15 protein-coding genes are annotated in these 17,047 nt (G+C 60.8%); 14 read left to right on the plus strand and 1 reads right to left on the minus strand.

Annotated features, from left to right (window positions below; genetic code table 11):
- The 12 genes from QK293_RS03730 to QK293_RS03785 all read left to right on the plus strand — a co-directional run bounded on the left by QK293_RS03730 (position 1) and on the right by QK293_RS03785 (position 11,451).
- Complete coding sequence (locus QK293_RS03730) at positions 1-2,223, plus strand: DNA internalization-related competence protein ComEC/Rec2 (RefSeq protein ID WP_282375688.1); 2,223 nt, start codon at positions 1-3, stop codon at positions 2,221-2,223.
- 98 nt (positions 2,224-2,321) lie between these two features.
- Entirely contained in the window at positions 2,322-2,957 is a 636-nt protein-coding gene (locus QK293_RS03735; protein WP_033056924.1) for a MotA/TolQ/ExbB proton channel family protein, read from the plus strand.
- On the plus strand, positions 2,954-3,385 hold the full coding sequence (locus QK293_RS03740) for a biopolymer transporter ExbD (RefSeq protein ID WP_282375690.1): 432 nt from the start codon (positions 2,954-2,956) through the stop codon (positions 3,383-3,385). Before QK293_RS03735 ends, QK293_RS03740 begins: the two co-directional genes overlap by 4 nt.
- Positions 3,385-4,395 carry a tetraacyldisaccharide 4'-kinase gene (lpxK, locus tag QK293_RS03745; protein ID WP_282375691.1) on the plus strand — a complete coding sequence of 337 codons (1,011 nt, stop codon included), beginning with the start codon at positions 3,385-3,387 and terminating at the stop codon, positions 4,393-4,395. The genes QK293_RS03740 and lpxK overlap by 1 nt, the downstream gene beginning before the upstream one ends.
- Positions 4,396-4,420: 25 nt before the next feature.
- Positions 4,421-4,606 carry a Trm112 family protein gene (locus tag QK293_RS03750; protein WP_007945752.1) on the plus strand — a complete coding sequence of 62 codons (186 nt, stop codon included), beginning with the start codon at positions 4,421-4,423 and terminating at the stop codon, positions 4,604-4,606.
- Complete coding sequence (gene kdsB / locus QK293_RS03755) at positions 4,603-5,367, plus strand: 3-deoxy-manno-octulosonate cytidylyltransferase (protein ID WP_282375692.1); 765 nt, start codon at positions 4,603-4,605, stop codon at positions 5,365-5,367. Before QK293_RS03750 ends, kdsB begins: the two co-directional genes overlap by 4 nt.
- Positions 5,367-5,831, plus strand: coding sequence for a low molecular weight protein-tyrosine-phosphatase (locus QK293_RS03760; RefSeq protein ID WP_282375693.1), 465 nt, complete (start codon positions 5,367-5,369; stop codon positions 5,829-5,831). Before kdsB ends, QK293_RS03760 begins: the two co-directional genes overlap by 1 nt.
- Positions 5,828-6,847 (plus strand): UDP-N-acetylmuramate dehydrogenase, encoded by a 1,020-nt coding sequence (gene murB, locus QK293_RS03765; protein WP_282375694.1) that lies wholly within the window; start codon positions 5,828-5,830, stop codon positions 6,845-6,847. Before QK293_RS03760 ends, murB begins: the two co-directional genes overlap by 4 nt.
- 245 nt (positions 6,848-7,092) lie before the next feature.
- Positions 7,093-7,563: a (2Fe-2S)-binding protein gene (locus tag QK293_RS03770; protein WP_282375695.1), complete on the plus strand. Its 471-nt coding sequence runs from the start codon at positions 7,093-7,095 to the stop codon at positions 7,561-7,563.
- Positions 7,560-9,881 (plus strand): xanthine dehydrogenase family protein molybdopterin-binding subunit, encoded by a 2,322-nt coding sequence (locus QK293_RS03775; RefSeq protein ID WP_282375696.1) that lies wholly within the window; start codon positions 7,560-7,562, stop codon positions 9,879-9,881. Before QK293_RS03770 ends, QK293_RS03775 begins: the two co-directional genes overlap by 4 nt.
- Positions 9,881-10,864, plus strand: coding sequence for an XdhC family protein (locus tag QK293_RS03780; protein WP_282375697.1), 984 nt, complete (start codon positions 9,881-9,883; stop codon positions 10,862-10,864). Before QK293_RS03775 ends, QK293_RS03780 begins: the two co-directional genes overlap by 1 nt.
- On the plus strand, positions 10,861-11,451 hold the full coding sequence (locus QK293_RS03785; protein ID WP_282375698.1) for a nucleotidyltransferase family protein: 591 nt from the start codon (positions 10,861-10,863) through the stop codon (positions 11,449-11,451). Before QK293_RS03780 ends, QK293_RS03785 begins: the two co-directional genes overlap by 4 nt.
- A gap of 105 nt (positions 11,452-11,556) precedes the next feature.
- On the opposite strand, the gene rne is transcribed toward QK293_RS03785, so the two are convergent.
- Entirely contained in the window at positions 11,557-14,724 is a 3,168-nt protein-coding gene (gene rne, locus QK293_RS03790; RefSeq protein WP_282375699.1) for a ribonuclease E, read from the minus strand.
- 700 nt (positions 14,725-15,424) lie between these two features.
- Between rne and rluC the strand changes: the two genes are divergently transcribed.
- Positions 15,425-16,387, plus strand: coding sequence for a 23S rRNA pseudouridine(955/2504/2580) synthase RluC (gene rluC / locus QK293_RS03795; protein ID WP_282375700.1), 963 nt, complete (start codon positions 15,425-15,427; stop codon positions 16,385-16,387).
- Entirely contained in the window at positions 16,374-17,036 is a 663-nt protein-coding gene (locus QK293_RS03800; RefSeq protein WP_282375701.1) for an HAD-IA family hydrolase, read from the plus strand. Before rluC ends, QK293_RS03800 begins: the two co-directional genes overlap by 14 nt.
- The last annotated feature ends 11 nt before the right edge of the window (positions 17,037-17,047 follow it).

The following is a 17,047-nucleotide window of genomic DNA, read 5'->3' on the forward strand; positions in this document are numbered from 1 at the left end:
ATGCGCACAGGGATGATGGCGCTGGCGTTGGGTCTGTTGATCCTGCGTTTTTTACCGGTATTACCGCCGGTCTGGTTTTGGATGTTGCTGCCGGTCATAGGTTTGATGGTGCTGCCGTTTCGGAGCTATCCACTGGCATTTTTGCTGTTCGGCTTCAGTTGGGCGTGCGCGCAGGCGCAGTGGGCGCTGGATGATCGGCTGCCGATGAGCCTCGATGGTGAAACTCGTTGGGTTGAAGGGCGGGTGGTGGGATTGCCCCAGAACAATGAGGCCGTCGTGCGTTTCGAACTGGCGGACGCCCGGTCTCGACACGGTAAGTTGCCGCAACTGATACGCCTGGCCTGGTATGACGGACCGCCGGTGCACAGCGGCGAACGATGGCGATTGGCAATCAAGTTGAAGCGTCCTGCCGGGTTGCTCAATCCCCATGCCTTCGATTACGACGCCTGGTTGCTGGCACAACACATCGGAGCTACCGGGACGGTCAAGGATGGCGAGCGGCTGATGGAAACCCGGTGGGCCTGGCGCGACGGCATTCGCCAGCGTTTGCAGTCCGTGGATGCCCAAGGGCGAACGGGTGCGCTGACGGCGTTGGTGCTGGGGGATGGCGCCGGATTGAGTCGCGAAGACTGGCAGGTGCTGCAAGACACCGGCACCGTCCATCTGTTGGTGATTTCCGGACAGCACATCGGGTTGCTGGCAGGGCTGGTGTATCTGCTGATCGCCGGGTTGGCCCGTTATGGCCTGTGGCCAAAACGCTTGCCTTGGCTGCCGTGGGCCTGTGGACTGGCGTTCGTGGCTGCTCTCGGTTATGGGCTGCTGGCCGGTTTCGAGGTGCCGGTGCGGCGGGCCTGCGTGATGATCGGCCTGGTGCTGTTGTGGCGGCTGCGATTTCGTCACCTCGGTGCCTGGTGGCCATTGTTGTTGGCGCTCAATGGCGTTTTGCTGCTCGACCCGCTGGCGAGCCTGCAACCGGGTTTCTGGTTGTCATTCGCGGCGGTGGCGGTGTTGATTTTCACTTTTGGTGGTCGGTTGGGCCCATGGCGTTGGTGGCAAACGTGGACCCGTGCCCAATGGCTGATCGCGATCGGTCTGTGCCCCTTGCTGCTGGTGCTCGGGTTGCCGATCAGTCTCAGCGGGCCAGTGGCCAATTTGCTGGCGGTACCGTGGATCAGTCTGGTCGTGCTGCCCCCGGCGTTGCTGGGTACGTTGTTTTTAGCCCTTCCTTATGTGGGCGAAGGTCTGCTGTGGTTGGCAGGCGGTTTGATCGACCTTTTGTTCAAGGGCCTGGCGCTGATGGCCGGGTACTTGCCCGCGTGGGTGCCGGTGGCGATCCCGTTGTGGATATGGGCACTCGGCACACTGGGTGCCTTTCTATTATTAATGCCTCGAGGTGTGCCGTTTCGCTCGTTGGGCTGGCCGATGCTGCTGGTGCTGGTTTTTCCGCCCCGGCAAATCTTGCCTGAAGGCATCGCCGAAGTCTGGCAACTGGATGTCGGCCAGGGTTTGGCAATCCTGGTGCGCACCCGTCATCACACGCTGTTGTATGACACCGGGCCGCGTTTCGGCGATTTCGACCTGGGCGAACGGGTGGTGCTGCCTTCGTTGCGCAAACTGGGCGTGAACGACCTCGATCTGATGCTGATCAGCCACGCCGACGCCGATCATGCTGGCGGTGCCCGGGCCGTTGCCACTGGCTTGCCGGTGAAGCGGGTCATCAGTGGCGATCCCCTGGCGCTGCCAGCCGAGTTACAGGCAGAGGGCTGCGAGAGCGGCAAGCAATGGGTCTGGGACGATGTAAGGTTCCAGCTCTGGCAATGGTCTTTCGCCCGCGACAGCAATCAAAAATCCTGCGTCCTGCAGATAGAAGCCAACGGTGAGCGTATGTTGCTGACCGGTGATATAGACGCAGCAGCCGAGGGAGCCCTGCTCGACAGTCCGCTGGCGGTACCTACGGACTGGCTGCAGGCGCCGCATCACGGCAGTCGCAGTTCATCTTCAATGACGCTGCTCAAAGGGCTGCAACCCAAAGCGGTGTTGATCTCCCGCGGCCAGGGCAATTCATTCGGTCATCCCCATCCTACGGTCATGGCGCGCTATCAAAAGCGCGGCATCTTGATCTATGACAGCGCCGAACAGGGTGCCATCCGTCTGCAACTGGGACGCTTCAAGCCGCCATGGACGATGCGTCAAGAACAGCGTTTCTGGCGCTCTGCGCAATAACCCGGAGTTATTAAAGCCCGACCGGATGCGACATCACGGTCTTCGGTGCGCTCACCCCCTATGTTAGAGTGGCGCACTTTTTCGAGGGGACTGTCACTGTGTGGGAATTGGTCAAATCCGGCGGATGGATGATGATACCGATCATTCTGAGTTCCATCGCAGCCATGGCGATCGTCGCCGAACGTCTCTGGACCCTGCGAGCCAGCCGTGTGACCCCGGAGCATTTGCTCGGGCAGGTCTGGGTCTGGATCAAGGACAAACAACTTAATAAAGACAAACTCAAGGAACTGCGCGCCAACTCGCCGTTGGGCGAGATCCTGGCTGCCGGCCTGGCCAACTCCAGGCATGGTCGCGAGATCATGAAAGAGTGCATCGAAGAGGCCGCCGCGCGAGTGGTTCACGAGCTCGAACGCTACATCAATGCGCTGGGCACCATCGCCGCCATGGCCCCGTTGCTGGGTCTGTTGGGTACGGTGTTGGGCATGATCGATATCTTCAGTGCATTCATGGGTTCGGGCATGACCACCAACGCTGCCGTGTTGGCCGGTGGTATCTCCAAAGCCCTGATTACTACGGCCGCAGGCTTGATGGTCGGCATCCCGGCGGTATTCTTCCACCGCTTCCTGCAACGCCGGATCGATGAACTGGTGGTGGGCATGGAGCAGGAAGCGATCAAACTGGTTGAGGTGGTACAGGGTGACCGTGATGTTGACCTGAATGGGGGCAAAGCGTGAAATTCCGCCGCAAGCAACGGGAGAATGTAGACATCAACCTCGCGTCGCTGATCGACGTGGTGTTTATCCTGCTGCTGTTTTTCGTTGTCACCACCACGTTTACCCGTGAAACCCAGTTGCGTGTTGAGCTGCCGGAAGCGGTCAGCGGTTCACCTGCTGAAGACCAGCAGGTCAAACATCTGGACGTTGCCATCAGTGCCGAAGGCGTGTTTTCGGTGAACAACCAGTTGTTGCCGAAAAACGATCTGGCCACTCTGATGGACGCGCTGCAGAAGGAGTCCAATGGCGACACCAACCTGCCGCTGTCCATCAGCGCTGATGGCAAGACTCAGCATCAGTCCGTCATCATCGCCATGGACGCCGCCGGCAAGCTTGGTTTCAGCCACCTGCGCATGACCACTGTCGAGGCGGCGCCGCCCGCGCCCTGATGGCCATGTCCGATCGCTTGCTCACCGCGTGGTACGAAGGTCATCCGGCCCTGAAGCTGTTACAGCCGCTGGAGTGGCTGTATCGGCGCGTGGTCATGAGCAAGCGCAAGCGCTTCCTGGCGGGTGAGGGCGAGATCTATCAGCCTCCGGTGCCGCTGATCGTGGTCGGTAACATCACCGTCGGCGGCACCGGCAAGACGCCGCTGATTCTGTGGATGATCCAGCACTGCCAGCGCAGCGGCCTGCGGGTCGGTGTGGTCAGTCGCGGGTACGGCGCCAGGCCGGCGCAATTGCCGTGGCGGGTTGAGGCGGATCAAAGCGCCGAGATCGCAGGAGACGAGCCGCTGTTGATCGTCCAGCGCACCGGCGTGCCGTTGATGATTGACCCGGACCGCAGCCGTGCAGTCAAGGCGCTGCTGGCGAGTGAACCGCTGGACCTGATCCTCTCCGACGACGGCATGCAGCATTACCGGTTGGCCCGCGACCTGGAACTGGTACTGATCGACGCCGCCCGCGGCCTGGGTAACCAGCGTTGCCTGCCCGCCGGGCCATTGCGCGAACCGGTCGAGCGCCTGCAAAGCGTCGACGCTGTGCTCTACAACGGCGCAACTGCCGATCGCGACGGCGGTTTTGCCTTCCAGCTTCAACCCACCGAACTGGTCAATCTGCACAGCGGCGAACGGCGTTCCCTCGACCACTTTCCCGCTGGCCAGGCGCTGCACGCCGTGGCCGGGATCGGCAATCCGCAGCGTTTCTTCACGACCCTCGAAACGCTACACTGGCAGCCAGTCCCGCATGCGTTTGCCGACCACGCCGACTACAGCGTGCAGGCCTTGAATTTCACACCGTCATTGCCGTTGGTGATGACCGAAAAGGACGCGGTGAAGTGCCGTGCCTTCGCCGCCGCCGATTGGTGGTACCTGGCGGTCGATGCTGCGCCATCGCCGGCCTTCGTGGCCTGGTTCGATACGCAGCTGATGCGCCTGTTACCGGCTCGTCTTTTGCCTTAAATCCGTTTTTATCCAGGGAATGCTCATGGACACCAAATTGCTCGATATCCTCGCTTGCCCGGTCTGCAAAGGCCCGCTCAAGCTCAGTGCCGACAAAACCGAGCTGATCAGCAAGGGCGCAGGTCTCGCTTACCCGATTCGCGACGGCATCCCGGTGATGCTCGAAACCGAAGCTCGTACCCTGACCACCGACGAGCGTCTGGATAAATGACCACAGCCTTCACCGTTGTCATTCCATCGCGCTACGCCTCCACCCGCTTGCCGGGCAAGCCGCTGCTGCTGATCGCCGGCAAGCCGATGATCCAGCACGTCTGGGAACAGGCGAGCAAAAGCAGCGCCCAGCGCGTGGTGGTTGCCACTGACGATGCGCGCATCGTTGAGGCCTGCAAAGGGTTTGGTGCCGAAGTGGTGCTGACCCGCGAAGATCACAATTCCGGTACCGATCGCCTGGCCGAAGTTGCCACGAAACTGGGCCTGGCGCCGGACGCCATTGTGGTCAACGTTCAGGGCGACGAACCGTTGATCCCGCCGAGCGTCATCGATCAGGTCGCTGCCAACCTGGCCGCTCACACCGAAGCGCGCATGGCCACGTTGGCCGAGCCGATCGAAGACGTGGAAACCCTGTTCAATCCCAACGTGGTCAAGGTCGTCAGCGACTTCAATGGCCTGGCGCTGACCTTCAGTCGTGCCACGTTGCCGTGGGCCCGGGACGCGTTCGCCAAAAGCCGCGACCAATTGCCGGAAGGCGTGCCGTATCGTCGCCACATCGGCATTTATGCCTACCGCGCCGGTTTCCTGCATGACTTCGTCAGCTGGGGTCCATGCTGGCTGGAACACACCGAATCCCTGGAACAGCTGCGTGCCCTGTGGCACGGCGTGCGGATTCACGTCGCCGACGCGCTGATCGCACCGCCCACTGGCGTCGACACCGTTGAAGACCTCGAGCGCGTTCGTCGCCTGCTGGAGGCCTGATGCGGGTTTTGTTCGTCTGCCTGGGCAACATCTGCCGTTCACCCACGGCCGAAGGTGTGCTGCGACACAAACTGCGCGAAGCGGGGCTGGCCGATCAAATCGAAGTCGCCTCCGCCGGCACCGGTGACTGGCATGTCGGCAAGGCCCCGGACAAGCGCAGCCAGGCTGCGGCGAAACTGCGCGGGTATGACCTGTCCGCTCAGCGCGCCCAGCAAGTGAATCGTGCGGATTTCGCCACCTACGACCTGATTCTGGCGATGGACAACAGCAATCTGCGCAACCTAAAGGCCCTGCAACCTTCCAAGGGTAAGGCCGAACTGGATCTGTTCCTGCGTCGCTATCAGTCGCAAATCGATGAAGTGCCGGATCCGTATTACGACGGCGACCAAGGCTTTGAGCAGGTGCTGGACCTGATCGAGGGCGCCAGTGATTTGCTGGTGATCGAATTGAAGGGGCGGTTATGAGTTTGCAGGTTCAACCCCAGGTTTCGCTCAAACCGTTCAACAGTTTCGGTGTCGACGTTCAAGCCCGGTTATTTGCCGAAGCCCATAGCGATGCTGACGTGCGTGAAGCCCTGGCCTATGCGGCGGAACATGACGTGCCGCTGCTGGTGATTGGCGGGGGCAGCAACCTGCTGCTGACGGCCGATATCCAGTCGCTGGTGCTGCGCATGGCCACGCGCGGGATTCGCATCCTGAGTGATGACGGCAGCAAGGTCGTTATAGAAGCCGAGGCGGGCGAGCCGTGGCATCCGTTTGTGCAGCACACGCTGGCGCAGGGTTTGTCCGGTCTGGAAAACCTCAGCCTGATCCCCGGCACCGTCGGCGCGGCACCGATGCAGAACATCGGCGCCTATGGTGTGGAGATCAAGGATGTTTTCGCCGGCCTGACCGCTTTGGATCGCAAGAGCGGCGAACTGCGGGACTTCACCCTGGAAGAATGCAACTTTGCCTACCGCGACAGCCTGTTCAAACAGCAACCGGGGCGCTGGTTGATCCTGCGGGTACGATTCATCCTGGACCGCGCCACGCACCTGCATCTGGAGTACGGCCCGGTTCGTCAGCGCCTGGCCGAGCAAGGCATCGATCACCCGACCGCCACCGATGTCAGCCGGGCGATTTGCAGTATCCGCAATGAAAAGCTCCCGGACCCGGCGGTGCTGGGCAATGCCGGCAGCTTTTTCAAAAATCCGTTGGTGCCCGCCGCGCTAGTCGCACAACTCAAGGCGCAATACCCGGACCTGGTGGCCTACGCGCAACCCAACGGACAAATGAAACTGGCGGCGGGCTGGCTGATCGAACGGGCCGGCTGGAAAGGTTTCCGTGACGCCGATGCCGGCGTGCATAAACTGCAGGCGTTGGTGCTGGTCAACTACGGCAACGCGACCGGACTGCAATTGCTGAACCTGGCGCAACGTATCCAGAAAGACATTTCAGAACATTTCCATGTCGACCTGGAAATGGAGCCTAATCGGTATTGAGGCTAAGCTTTCAAGACTGGATCCAAAGCCCTGCACATCTTCTAGTGTGCAGGGCTTTTTTGTTAATGCTGGGTTAACTTAGCCACCTAACGATGCAAACGTTTGCTCCACCAAAGGCCCAATGCAGACGCTACCGTCCGCATAAAGAGAGCCTCATTAGCCTGAGCCGATCTGCGTGATGCCAACCGCCTACCCCTGGCGGCAGATTGCTCGACCCCATAACCAATAACTATGCGGGCGTGCCCATGATTACCCTGAAGCTCAATGGTCAAGACCATCAACTTGATGTCACCGAGGACATGCCGCTGCTCTGGGCGATCCGCGACGTGGCCGGTTACAACGGCACCAAATTTGGCTGCGGCATGGGCCTGTGCGGCGCCTGCACCCTTCATATCGAAGGTGCTCCGGCGCGCAGTTGCATCACGCCGATCGGTTCGGTCGTTGGCCAAAACGTCACCACCATCGATAACCTGCACGCCGACCCGGTCGGGCAAATCGTTCAGCAAGCCTGGCTCGACACCGCCGTGGCCCAGTGCGGTTTCTGCCAGGGTGGGCAGATCATGTCCGCCACGGCGCTACTCAAGACCAACCCGAACCCCAGTGACGCACAGATCGAAGAGGCGATGGTCGGCAATATTTGCCGCTGCGGCACCTACAATCGCATCAAGACCGCCATCCGTCAGGCATCCACTCACCTGAAGGAGGCCAAGGCATGAGCCCGTTACCGAATGATTTTGCGCTGAGCAACCTCAGTCGCCGTGGCTTCCTTAAAGGCGTCGGTGCGACCAGCGCGCTGGTGCTGGCGGCGAGTTGGGGCTGGCAAGACGCGTTTGCCGAAGAAAAAGAGAAGCAGTTCGGCGCCGACGGCATGCCCCATGGCTGGATCGATGATCCGAAGGTGTACATCAGCATCGCCGCTGACGGCAGGGTGACCGTGGTCTGCAACCGTTCGGAAATGGGCCAGGGTGTGCGCACCAGCCTGACGATGGTGGTGGCCGATGAGCTGGACGCTGACTGGGCGATGATGAAGGTGCAACAGGCACCGGGCGACGAAGTGCGCTTCGGCAACCAGGATACTGATGGTTCGCGCAGCATGCGCCACTGGTACGAGCCGATGCGTCGCTGCGGTGCTGCCGCACGGACCATGCTCGAGCAAGCGGCTGCCGAACAGTGGAACGTGCCGGTCAGCGAATGCCATGCACAGCTGCATAAAGTCATCCATAAACCGTCCGGTCGTGAACTGGGTTACGGTGCCCTGGCCGCCGCTGCCGGTGCGTTGGCGGTTCCTGCTCGTGACAGTGTGCGGCTCAAACAGCCATCGGAATTCCGCTACATCGGCAAAGAAGGCACCAAGGCAATCGACGGTGACGACATCGTCAACGGTCGTGCAGTCTACGGCGCCGACGTGCATTTCGATGGCATGCTCTACGCCACTATTGCCCGTCCTGCGGTGTATGGCGGCAAGGTCAAGTCCGTCGATTCCAGCGCGGCGATGAAAGTCCCGGGCGTGATCAAAATCATCCAGATCGAAGATCGTCCGCTGCCGTTGGAGTTTCAACCGTTGGGCGGTGTGGCCGTTGTAGCCAGCAATACCTGGGCGGCAATCAAAGGCCGCGACGCGCTGAAAATCGAGTGGGACGACGGCCCGCACGCCAGTTACGACTCGATCGCCTACCGCAAGGAGTTGGAAGCTTCATCCCTCAAACCCGGCAAAGTGGTGCGCAATACCGGCGACATCGACGGGGCCATGGGCAGCGCCGACAGCACGCTCGAAGCGTCCTATTACTTGCCGCACCTGACGCAAGCGCCAATGGAACCGATGGTCGCCATCGCCCGCTTCAAGGACGGTGTGTGCGAAGCCTGGGCCCCCAGCCAGGCACCCCAAGTCACCCGCGAACGCATTGGCGAACGCCTCGGCATTCCGTTCGATAACGTCAGCTTTAACGTCACCTTGCTGGGCGGCGGCTTCGGTCGCAAGTCCAAGCCGGACTTCATCATCGAAGCCGCGATCCTTGCCAAGGAATTCCCCGGCAAGGCGGTGCGGGTGCAATGGACGCGTGAAGACGATATCCATTGTTCTTACTTCCACACCGTATCCGCCGAATACCTGAAGGCCAGCCTGAACAAGGATGGCTTGCCGTCCGGCTGGTTGCACCGCACCGTGGCGCCGAGCATCACCGCGCTGTTTGCGCCGGGCATGAACCACGAGGCGGCCTTCGAGCTGGGCATGGGCTTTACCAACATGGCTTACGCGATCCCCAACGTGCGCCTGGAAAACCCGGAAGCGGCGGTTCACACGCGAGTTGGCTGGTATCGCTCGGTGTCGAACATTCCTCACGGTTTTGCGATTCAGAGCTTTGTCGATGAACTGGCGCACAAGGCCGGCCAGGATCCGCTCAAGTACCAGATCCAATTGCTCGGCCCGGACCGGCAGATCGATCCGCGTACCTTGAGTGAGGAGTGGAACTACGGCGAATCGCCCGAGCGGTATCCGATCGACACTGCACGGCTGCGCACAGTGCTGGAAACTGCTGCCAAAGCCGCAGGTTGGGGGCGTGAAATGCCCAAGGGCCGAGGCTTGGGCCTGGCGGTGCATTACAGCTTCGTCACCTATGTGGCGGCGGTGCTCGAGGTTGAAGTCAAAGACGACGGCACGCTGATCGTGCACAAGGCCGATATCGCCGTGGATTGCGGTCCGCAGATCAACCCCGAGCGGATTCGCGCGCAGTTCGAAGGCGCCTGCGTCATGGGTCTGGGCAACGCAGTGCTGGGGGAAATCAGTTTCAAGGACGGCAAGGTTCAGCAGGACAACTTCCACATGTACGAAGTGGCGCGCATGTCCCTGGCGCCGAAGGAAGTTGCGGTTCATCTGGTCACACCACCGGGCGTAGTGCCATTAGGCGGTGTCGGTGAGCCGGGCGTGCCACCGATTGCGCCAGCGTTGTGCAACGCAATCTTTGCCGCCACCGGCAAGCGCATCCGCGACCTGCCGGTTCGCTATCAGCTGCAAGGTTGGCAGAAGGCGCAGGCCTGATGGACAGCGTCGATCTGAATGTCCTGCGCAGCGTGCTGGAATGGCGCCGCGCCGGTCAGCGGGTGGTGTTGTACAGCGTGGTCCAGACCTGGGGCACCGCGCCTCGGGCGCCTGGCGCGATGCTGGCCTTGCGTGAAGACGGCGTGGTGATTGGCTCGGTGTCCGGTGGCTGTGTCGAGGACGATCTGATCGCCCGGTTGCACGACGGCCGGATTCCTGCGGATGGACCGCCGGTGCAGTTGATCACCTATGGCGTCACCCGTGAGGAAGCGGCGCGATTTGGTTTGCCGTGCGGCGGCACCTTGCGCCTGACCGAGGAGCGAGTCGGTGACCCGGCTTGGGTCGCCGAGTTGCTGGCGCGTTGCGAGGCGCATGAAATCGTTGCGCGAGCGCTGAATATCGAGACCGGTGAAGTGGTTTTGCAGTCGGCCAACAAGACTGATGTGCTGACGTTTGACGGGCGGACCTTGCGCGCCATCTACGGCCCGCGTTGGCGCTTGTTGCTGATCGGCGCCGGGCAACTGTCCCGTTATGTCGCCGAGATGGCGCGGCTGCTGGATTTTGAAGTGCTGATCTGCGACCCACGCACCGAGTTCGTTTACGGCTGGGAAGAGCAACACGGTCGATTTGTCTCGGGCATGCCCGATGACGCGGTGCTTAGCATCCAGACCGACGAGCGTACGGCCATCGTCGCACTGACCCACGATCCTCGACTGGATGACATGGCATTGCTCACGGCCCTGGACTCCAAGGCGTTTTATGTCGGTGCGCTGGGCTCGCGGATCAACAGCTTGAAGCGCCGGGAGAACCTGGCTCAGCTAGGCCTGTCACAGCAGGCCATCAATCGTCTGCATGGCCCGATCGGTTTGCACATTGGCAGCCACACACCGGCGGAAATCGCCTTGTCGCTACTGGCCGAAATTGTCGCGATCAAGAACGGCGTCGAGCTCAAGCAGAAGAAGCTGTTGCAGGAGGTCGTATGAGCGAACCTATCGGCGTCATCGTGTTGGCGGCGGGGCAGGGCAGTCGGTTTCGACAGGCGGCGGGTGCCGAGAAGGACAAGCTGCTGGCGGATTGTACGGGGCGCGAAGGGGCTGTTCGTTCAGTAATAGAGCAAGTGCTGGTGAATTTGCCGGCCTCCCTTGAGAAGCGCGTGCTGGTCACCACCGACGATCGACCGCAATTGAGTCGTATGGCTCAGGCCTATGGCTGCGAGATTGTGCTGATCGAGTCGACGGGGATGGGAGACAGCATCGCGGCCGGGGTGGCGGCATGTCCGCGGCTCGGTGGCTGGCTGATTGTGCTGGGGGATATGCCGTTTATCCTTGCGTCGAGTATTGAGCGTGTGGTGGTGGGGATTGCTGATGACGCCGTCAGTGTTCCTGTGCATCAAGGCGAGTATGGGCATCCGGTGGGGTTCGGACGAACGTTTGGGCCGGGGTTGATGGCGCTATCGGGTGATCGTGGGGCCAAGGCGTTGTTTGCGTCGGCGAGGGTAGTTGAAGTGGCAGTGGAGGATGCCGGCGTGTTGTGGGATGTGGATGTGCCAGAGAAGTTATTGTTTGTCTGAGTGATTGCCCGCGAAGAACGATAACGCGGTCCACCTGTTTTACCCGCAGACATAAAAAAAGCCCCGCCTGGATCACCAGACGGGGCTTTTTAATGGCCGATGGAGTCAGACGAGAGGTTTAGGCTCGTGTTCTTTTTCCAGGGCTTGTTCGTGTTGCTCGACCGCTTCCTGTACGGAGCGCGGCGCTTCTTCGATGACCGACTCAGCAGCAGGAGCAGCCTCGACCACTTCAGCAACAACCGGTGCAGGCTCGGCAGCGACAACCGCTTCAACGGGTGCAGCAGCGGCAGTCAGTTCGGCTTCCTTCTGCAGACGCTCGGCTTCACGCTGGCGACGACGCACTTCACGCGGGTCATTCGGCGCACGGCCACTTGGCGTCAGCGCGCTGACAGGGGCGGCTTCGACTTCCGGTGCAACCACTTCGGCAACAACCGGCGCTTCAACCACCGGGGCAGGCTCGGCAGCAGCAACCACTGGCTCGGAAACCATGGCCTCGGCTTCTGGTGCTTCGGCGGCGGCTGGCTCGGCAACCCAGTTGAACGCGGTTTGCTCTTCGCGAACTTCACGGACAGCTTCGGTCACTGTTTCGGTTGATGTTTCGACAACCGGTTCTGCGGCAACCACTGGCTCAGCGGTAGCTTCAAATACAGGCTGTGCTTCACGAACCGGGGCCACTTCGATTTCCGGAGCGGCGGTGGCTTCGACCGGAGTCGTTGCTTCAACCACTGGCGCTTCCACTGGCGCAGTTTCCAGGGTGGCAGCAGTAGCGCGTTCGGCTTGCTCGTTAGCCTGTGCTTCGGCTGGAGCGCTGATCACGGTGCTGGCAACGGCTGCGGTAACTGCCAGGCCGGCGGCCAGATCGGCAGCGCTTGGCGCTTCGTCGGTGTCGGCAGCTTCGCTACCTTCGGCAGACTCGGATTCTTCCGAACCTTCGATCACATTACCGTTGGCATCACGCTGACGCTCACGACGGTTGCTGCGACGACGCTGACCACGGGAACGGCGGCGTGGACGATCGCCTTCGACGCCTTCCTGACCGTCTTCCTGCAGTTGCTCTTCGTTGGTGATCAGCTCTTCTTCAGCGACTGCGGCTGGGGCTTGTTCTGCACGTGGCTGACGTTCTTCACGCGGTGGGCGTGGAGCACGTTCTTCACGTGGCTGACGAGCTGGACGCTCTTCAGCGGTAGCAGCGGCGACCGGAGCGCCATCCAGAGGTTCACGCAGTTCACGAACCGGACGCTCTTCACGATCGCCACGTGGCTTGCGATCTTCGCGAGGAGCGCGCGGTGCACGTTCTTCACCGCGCGGTGCACGTTCTTCACGAGGGGCGCGTGGGGCGCGTTCTTCGCGGGCTACAACAGCTGGAGTTTCTTCGCGTGGTTCACGTGGTGCGCGTTCTTCACGCGGTGCACGTTCCTCACGAGGCTTGCGTTCTTCATCGCGGCGACCGTTACGGTTGCGGCTCTGCTGACGACCGTTGCGACGCTCTTCGTTGCGGGCCGGACGCTCGGCGGCCGGTTTTTCAACCACAACCGGAGCGACTGGCTCTTCCTTGGTAGCGAACAGGCTGACCAGCGACTTCACCAGGCCTTTGAACAGGCTTGGCTCTGGCACGGCGATCGGTGCTGCAACAGGTGCGGCAGCGACGACTTCGGCTGGAACCGGAGCGTTGGCGCGGGCCGGTGCAGTCTTGACCGCGGCTTCCTGGCGAACCAGGGTGCGGGTCGCAGCGGCTGGCTGGACTTCTTCGACGTCGGCAGCGGCAGCAGCGATTTCGTAGCTGGACTGATTGATGCTGGCTTCCGGGCTGTCATCGCGCAGACGCTGAACTTCGAAGTGTGGCGTTTCGAGGTGATCGTTCGGCAGAATGACGATGCGGGCACGGGTGCGCAGTTCGATCTTGGTGATCGAGTTGCGTTTTTCGTTGAGCAGGAACGCTGCGACCGGAATAGGCACTTGTGCGCGAACTTCGGCGGTGCGGTCTTTCAGGGCTTCTTCTTCGATCAGGCGCAGGATCGCCAGCGACAGCGATTCAACGTCACGGATGATGCCGGTGCCGTTGCAACGCGGGCACACGATGCCGCTGCTTTCGCCCAGCGATGGACGCAGGCGCTGACGGGACATTTCCAGCAGGCCGAAGCGCGAGATACGACCGACTTGCACGCGAGCGCGGTCGGCTTCCAGGCATTCGCGGACTTTCTCTTCCACGGCGCGCTGGTTCTTGGCAGGGGTCATGTCGATGAAGTCGATGACGATCAGGCCGCCGATGTCGCGCAGGCGCAACTGACGGGCGATTTCTTCGGCGGCTTCAAGGTTGGTCTGCAGGGCGGTTTCTTCGATGTCGCTGCCTTTGGTGGCGCGCGCCGAGTTGATGTCGATGGACACCAGGGCTTCGGTCGGATCGATAACGATGGAGCCGCCGGAAGGCAGTTCAACGACGCGCTGGAAAGCGGTCTCGATCTGGCTTTCGATCTGGAAACGGTTAAACAGCGGAACGCTGTCTTCGTACAGTTTGATTTTGCTGGCGTACTGCGGCATCACCTGGCGAATGAAGGTCAGGGCTTCGTCCTGGGCTTCAACGCTGTCGATCAGCACTTCGCCGATGTCCTGGCGCAGGTAATCGCGGATGGCGCGGATGATCACGTTGCTTTCCTGGTAGATCAGGAACGGCGCGGAACGATCCAGCGAAGCTTCTTTGATGGCGGTCCAGAGTTGCAGCAGGTAATCGAGGTCCCACTGCATTTCTTCGCTGCTGCGGCCCAGGCCGGCAGTGCGAACGATCAGACCCATGTCGGCTGGCGCAACCAGACCATTCAGGGCTTCACGCAGTTCGTTGCGCTCTTCACCTTCGATGCGACGGGAGATACCGCCGGCACGCGGGTTGTTCGGCATCAGTACCAGGTAACGACCAGCCAGGCTGATGAAGGTGGTCAGGGCGGCGCCCTTGTTGCCACGTTCTTCTTTTTCGACCTGAACGATGACTTCCTGGCCTTCGGTCAGGACGTCCTTGATGTTGACGCGGCCTTCGGGGGCTTTCTTGAAGTATTCGCGGGAGATTTCTTTGAGGGGCAGGAAGCCGTGGCGCTCAGAGCCGAAATCGACAAAGGCAGCCTCAAGGCTTGGTTCGATGCGAGTAATCCGGCCTTTATAGATGTTGGCCTTTTTCTGCTCGCGTGCACCGGATTCGATGTCCAGGTCGTAGAGGCGCTGGCCATCTACCAGTGCAACACGCAACTCTTCGGGTTGAGTTGCGTTAATCAGCATTCTTTTCATGTAGTACCGTCGGTTTCCGGGCTGCCGGAAACGGCGTTCGGCACACACGACTTCTCATGGTCGGTGTCAGGTGCGTCAGGAGTGGTTGGACACTCCAGTGTCTAGCGAACCCCGGCCAATTGGGCCAGCGTCGCGACGTACGCGTCCTGCTTGCTGTGGCTACTTAAGCACTCAGTCAGGAGGAGGAATCAACCAGCGGCTGTGGACGAGATGAAGCGTCTTGATAAAGCCTATTGCTACACAGTCCAGCGGTTGTGCATCTCCACCCTACACGTATCCCTGATAATTCGGGTGCTGCCGCGCGCAGAATCCGCAGCGGGTTGGCATTTACCGTGAGCTCCGAAAGGGGAGGTCACGCATCATGGCTAATTTAGGCGTTGTTTCCGAAGCGTTCGCTCGGGGTTGTTCGTCGCTGACTGCACTTTGTGAACTGGCCGTGAATATTTGCTCGCAAGGCGAGTGAAAACTCTGCTTTGCGGCATGCTTCAGGCCTCATGTCACCTGCGCTCGTTACAACTGCAAACTCTACCGTTTCGTAGCGAAAGCCCCGTAGGACGGCCTCTCGTCCTCGTGAATTGCGTTGGTCAGGGCCGGTTTTTGACCGTTAGTCCGCTGTCCAGGCCACTTTTGGCGGCGTTCGCGACTATAGCAGCAATGATTAAGTGCTTCAATTCCATAAAAAATTGTTATCATTCGCGCCATGACGACTACTGCCCCTTCGACCCCAGCCGTACAACTGCTGGAGGTCTCGCCGGAATATGCCGGCCAACGTATTGATAACTTCCTTCTCGCTCGGCTCAAAGGCGTGCCCAAGACCTTGATTTACCGCATTTTGCGCAAGGGCGAAGTGCGGGTGAACAAAGGTCGGATCAAGCCCGAATACAAGCTGCAGGCGGGCGATATCGTGCGCGTGCCGCCGGTTCGCGTGCCTGAGCGAGACGAGCCTGTGCCACTGGCCCAAGGCCTGCTGCAGCGCCTCGAAGCCTCGATTGTCTTCGAGGACAAGGCGCTGATCGTGATCAACAAGCCTTGCGGCATCGCGGTTCATGGCGGCAGCGGCCTGACTTACGGGGTGATCGAAGCCTTTCGTCAGTTGCGTCCGGATTGCAAGGAGCTCGAGCTGGTTCACCGTCTCGACCGTGACACCTCCGGCCTGTTGATGATCGCCAAGAAGCGCAGCATGCTGCGTCACTTGCACACGGCATTGCGCGGTGATGGCGTTGATAAGCGCTATATGGCGTTGGTTCGCGGTAACTGGGCGGCTTCGATCAAGCAAGTTCGTGCGTCGCTCGGCAAGAGCAATCTGCGCTCCGGCGAGCGCATGGTCGAGGTCGACGAGGAGGAGGGCAAGGAGTCTGTGACCGTGTTCAAGGTCCTGCGTCGCTTTGGCGACTTTGCGACCCTGATCGAAGCGAAACCGATCACCGGCCGGACTCACCAGATCCGCGTCCACACCCTGCACGCCGGGCATTGCATCGCTGGCGATACCAAGTACGGTGATGACGGTTTCAGTAAAGAAATTCGTGACCTGGGCGGTAAGCGCCTGTTCCTGCACGCCTATATGCTGACCGTGCCGCTGCCCGATGGCGGTGAGCTGAAATTGCAGGCGCCCGTGGATGAGATGTGGGCCAAAACCGTGGAGCGCCTGAGTGCACCCCTCTGATTACAAGTTGCTGATTTTCGACTGGGACGGCACATTGGCTGATTCCATTGGTCGGATTGTCGAGGCCATGCATGTCGCGTCCGAGCGCTCCGGATTTCAGTTGTGTGATGATTTTGCCGTCAAGGGCATCATCGGTCTGGGCTTGCCGGAAGCGATTCGTACCTTGTATCCGGACATTGGCGATGCCGAGCTGATCGCCTTTCGCGAGCACTACGCCGATCACTACATTGCGTCAGAAGCCGTGCCTTCACCTTTGTTTGAAGGCGTTTTCGAGTCGATGGAGGTGTTTCGTGCCGAGGGTTATCACTTGGCGGTCGCAACCGGCAAGGCTCGTCGCGGGCTGGATCGGGTGCTGAAGGCGCATGGCTGGGAGGATTATTTCGATATCACCCGCGCGGCCGACGAAACCGCCAGCAAGCCCCATCCGCTGATGCTTGAGCAGATCCTCGCTCACTGCAAAGTTCGCCCGGAGCAGGCGCTGATGGTGGGCGATTCGTCCTTCGACCTGCAGATGGCGCGCAACGCCGGCATGGACTCCGTGGCAGTCAGCTATGGCGCTCAATCGATCGAGGCGTTGAAGCTGTTCGAGCCGCGGCTGGCCATTGATCGTTTTTCAGAATTGCATGCCTGGCTGAATCAGCGGGCTTAATACGTTTTTGC

The sequence above is a fragment of the Pseudomonas sp. AL03 genome, from assembly GCF_029960815.1.
In the GTDB taxonomy this organism is placed as follows: Bacteria; Pseudomonadota; Gammaproteobacteria; order Pseudomonadales; family Pseudomonadaceae; genus Aquipseudomonas.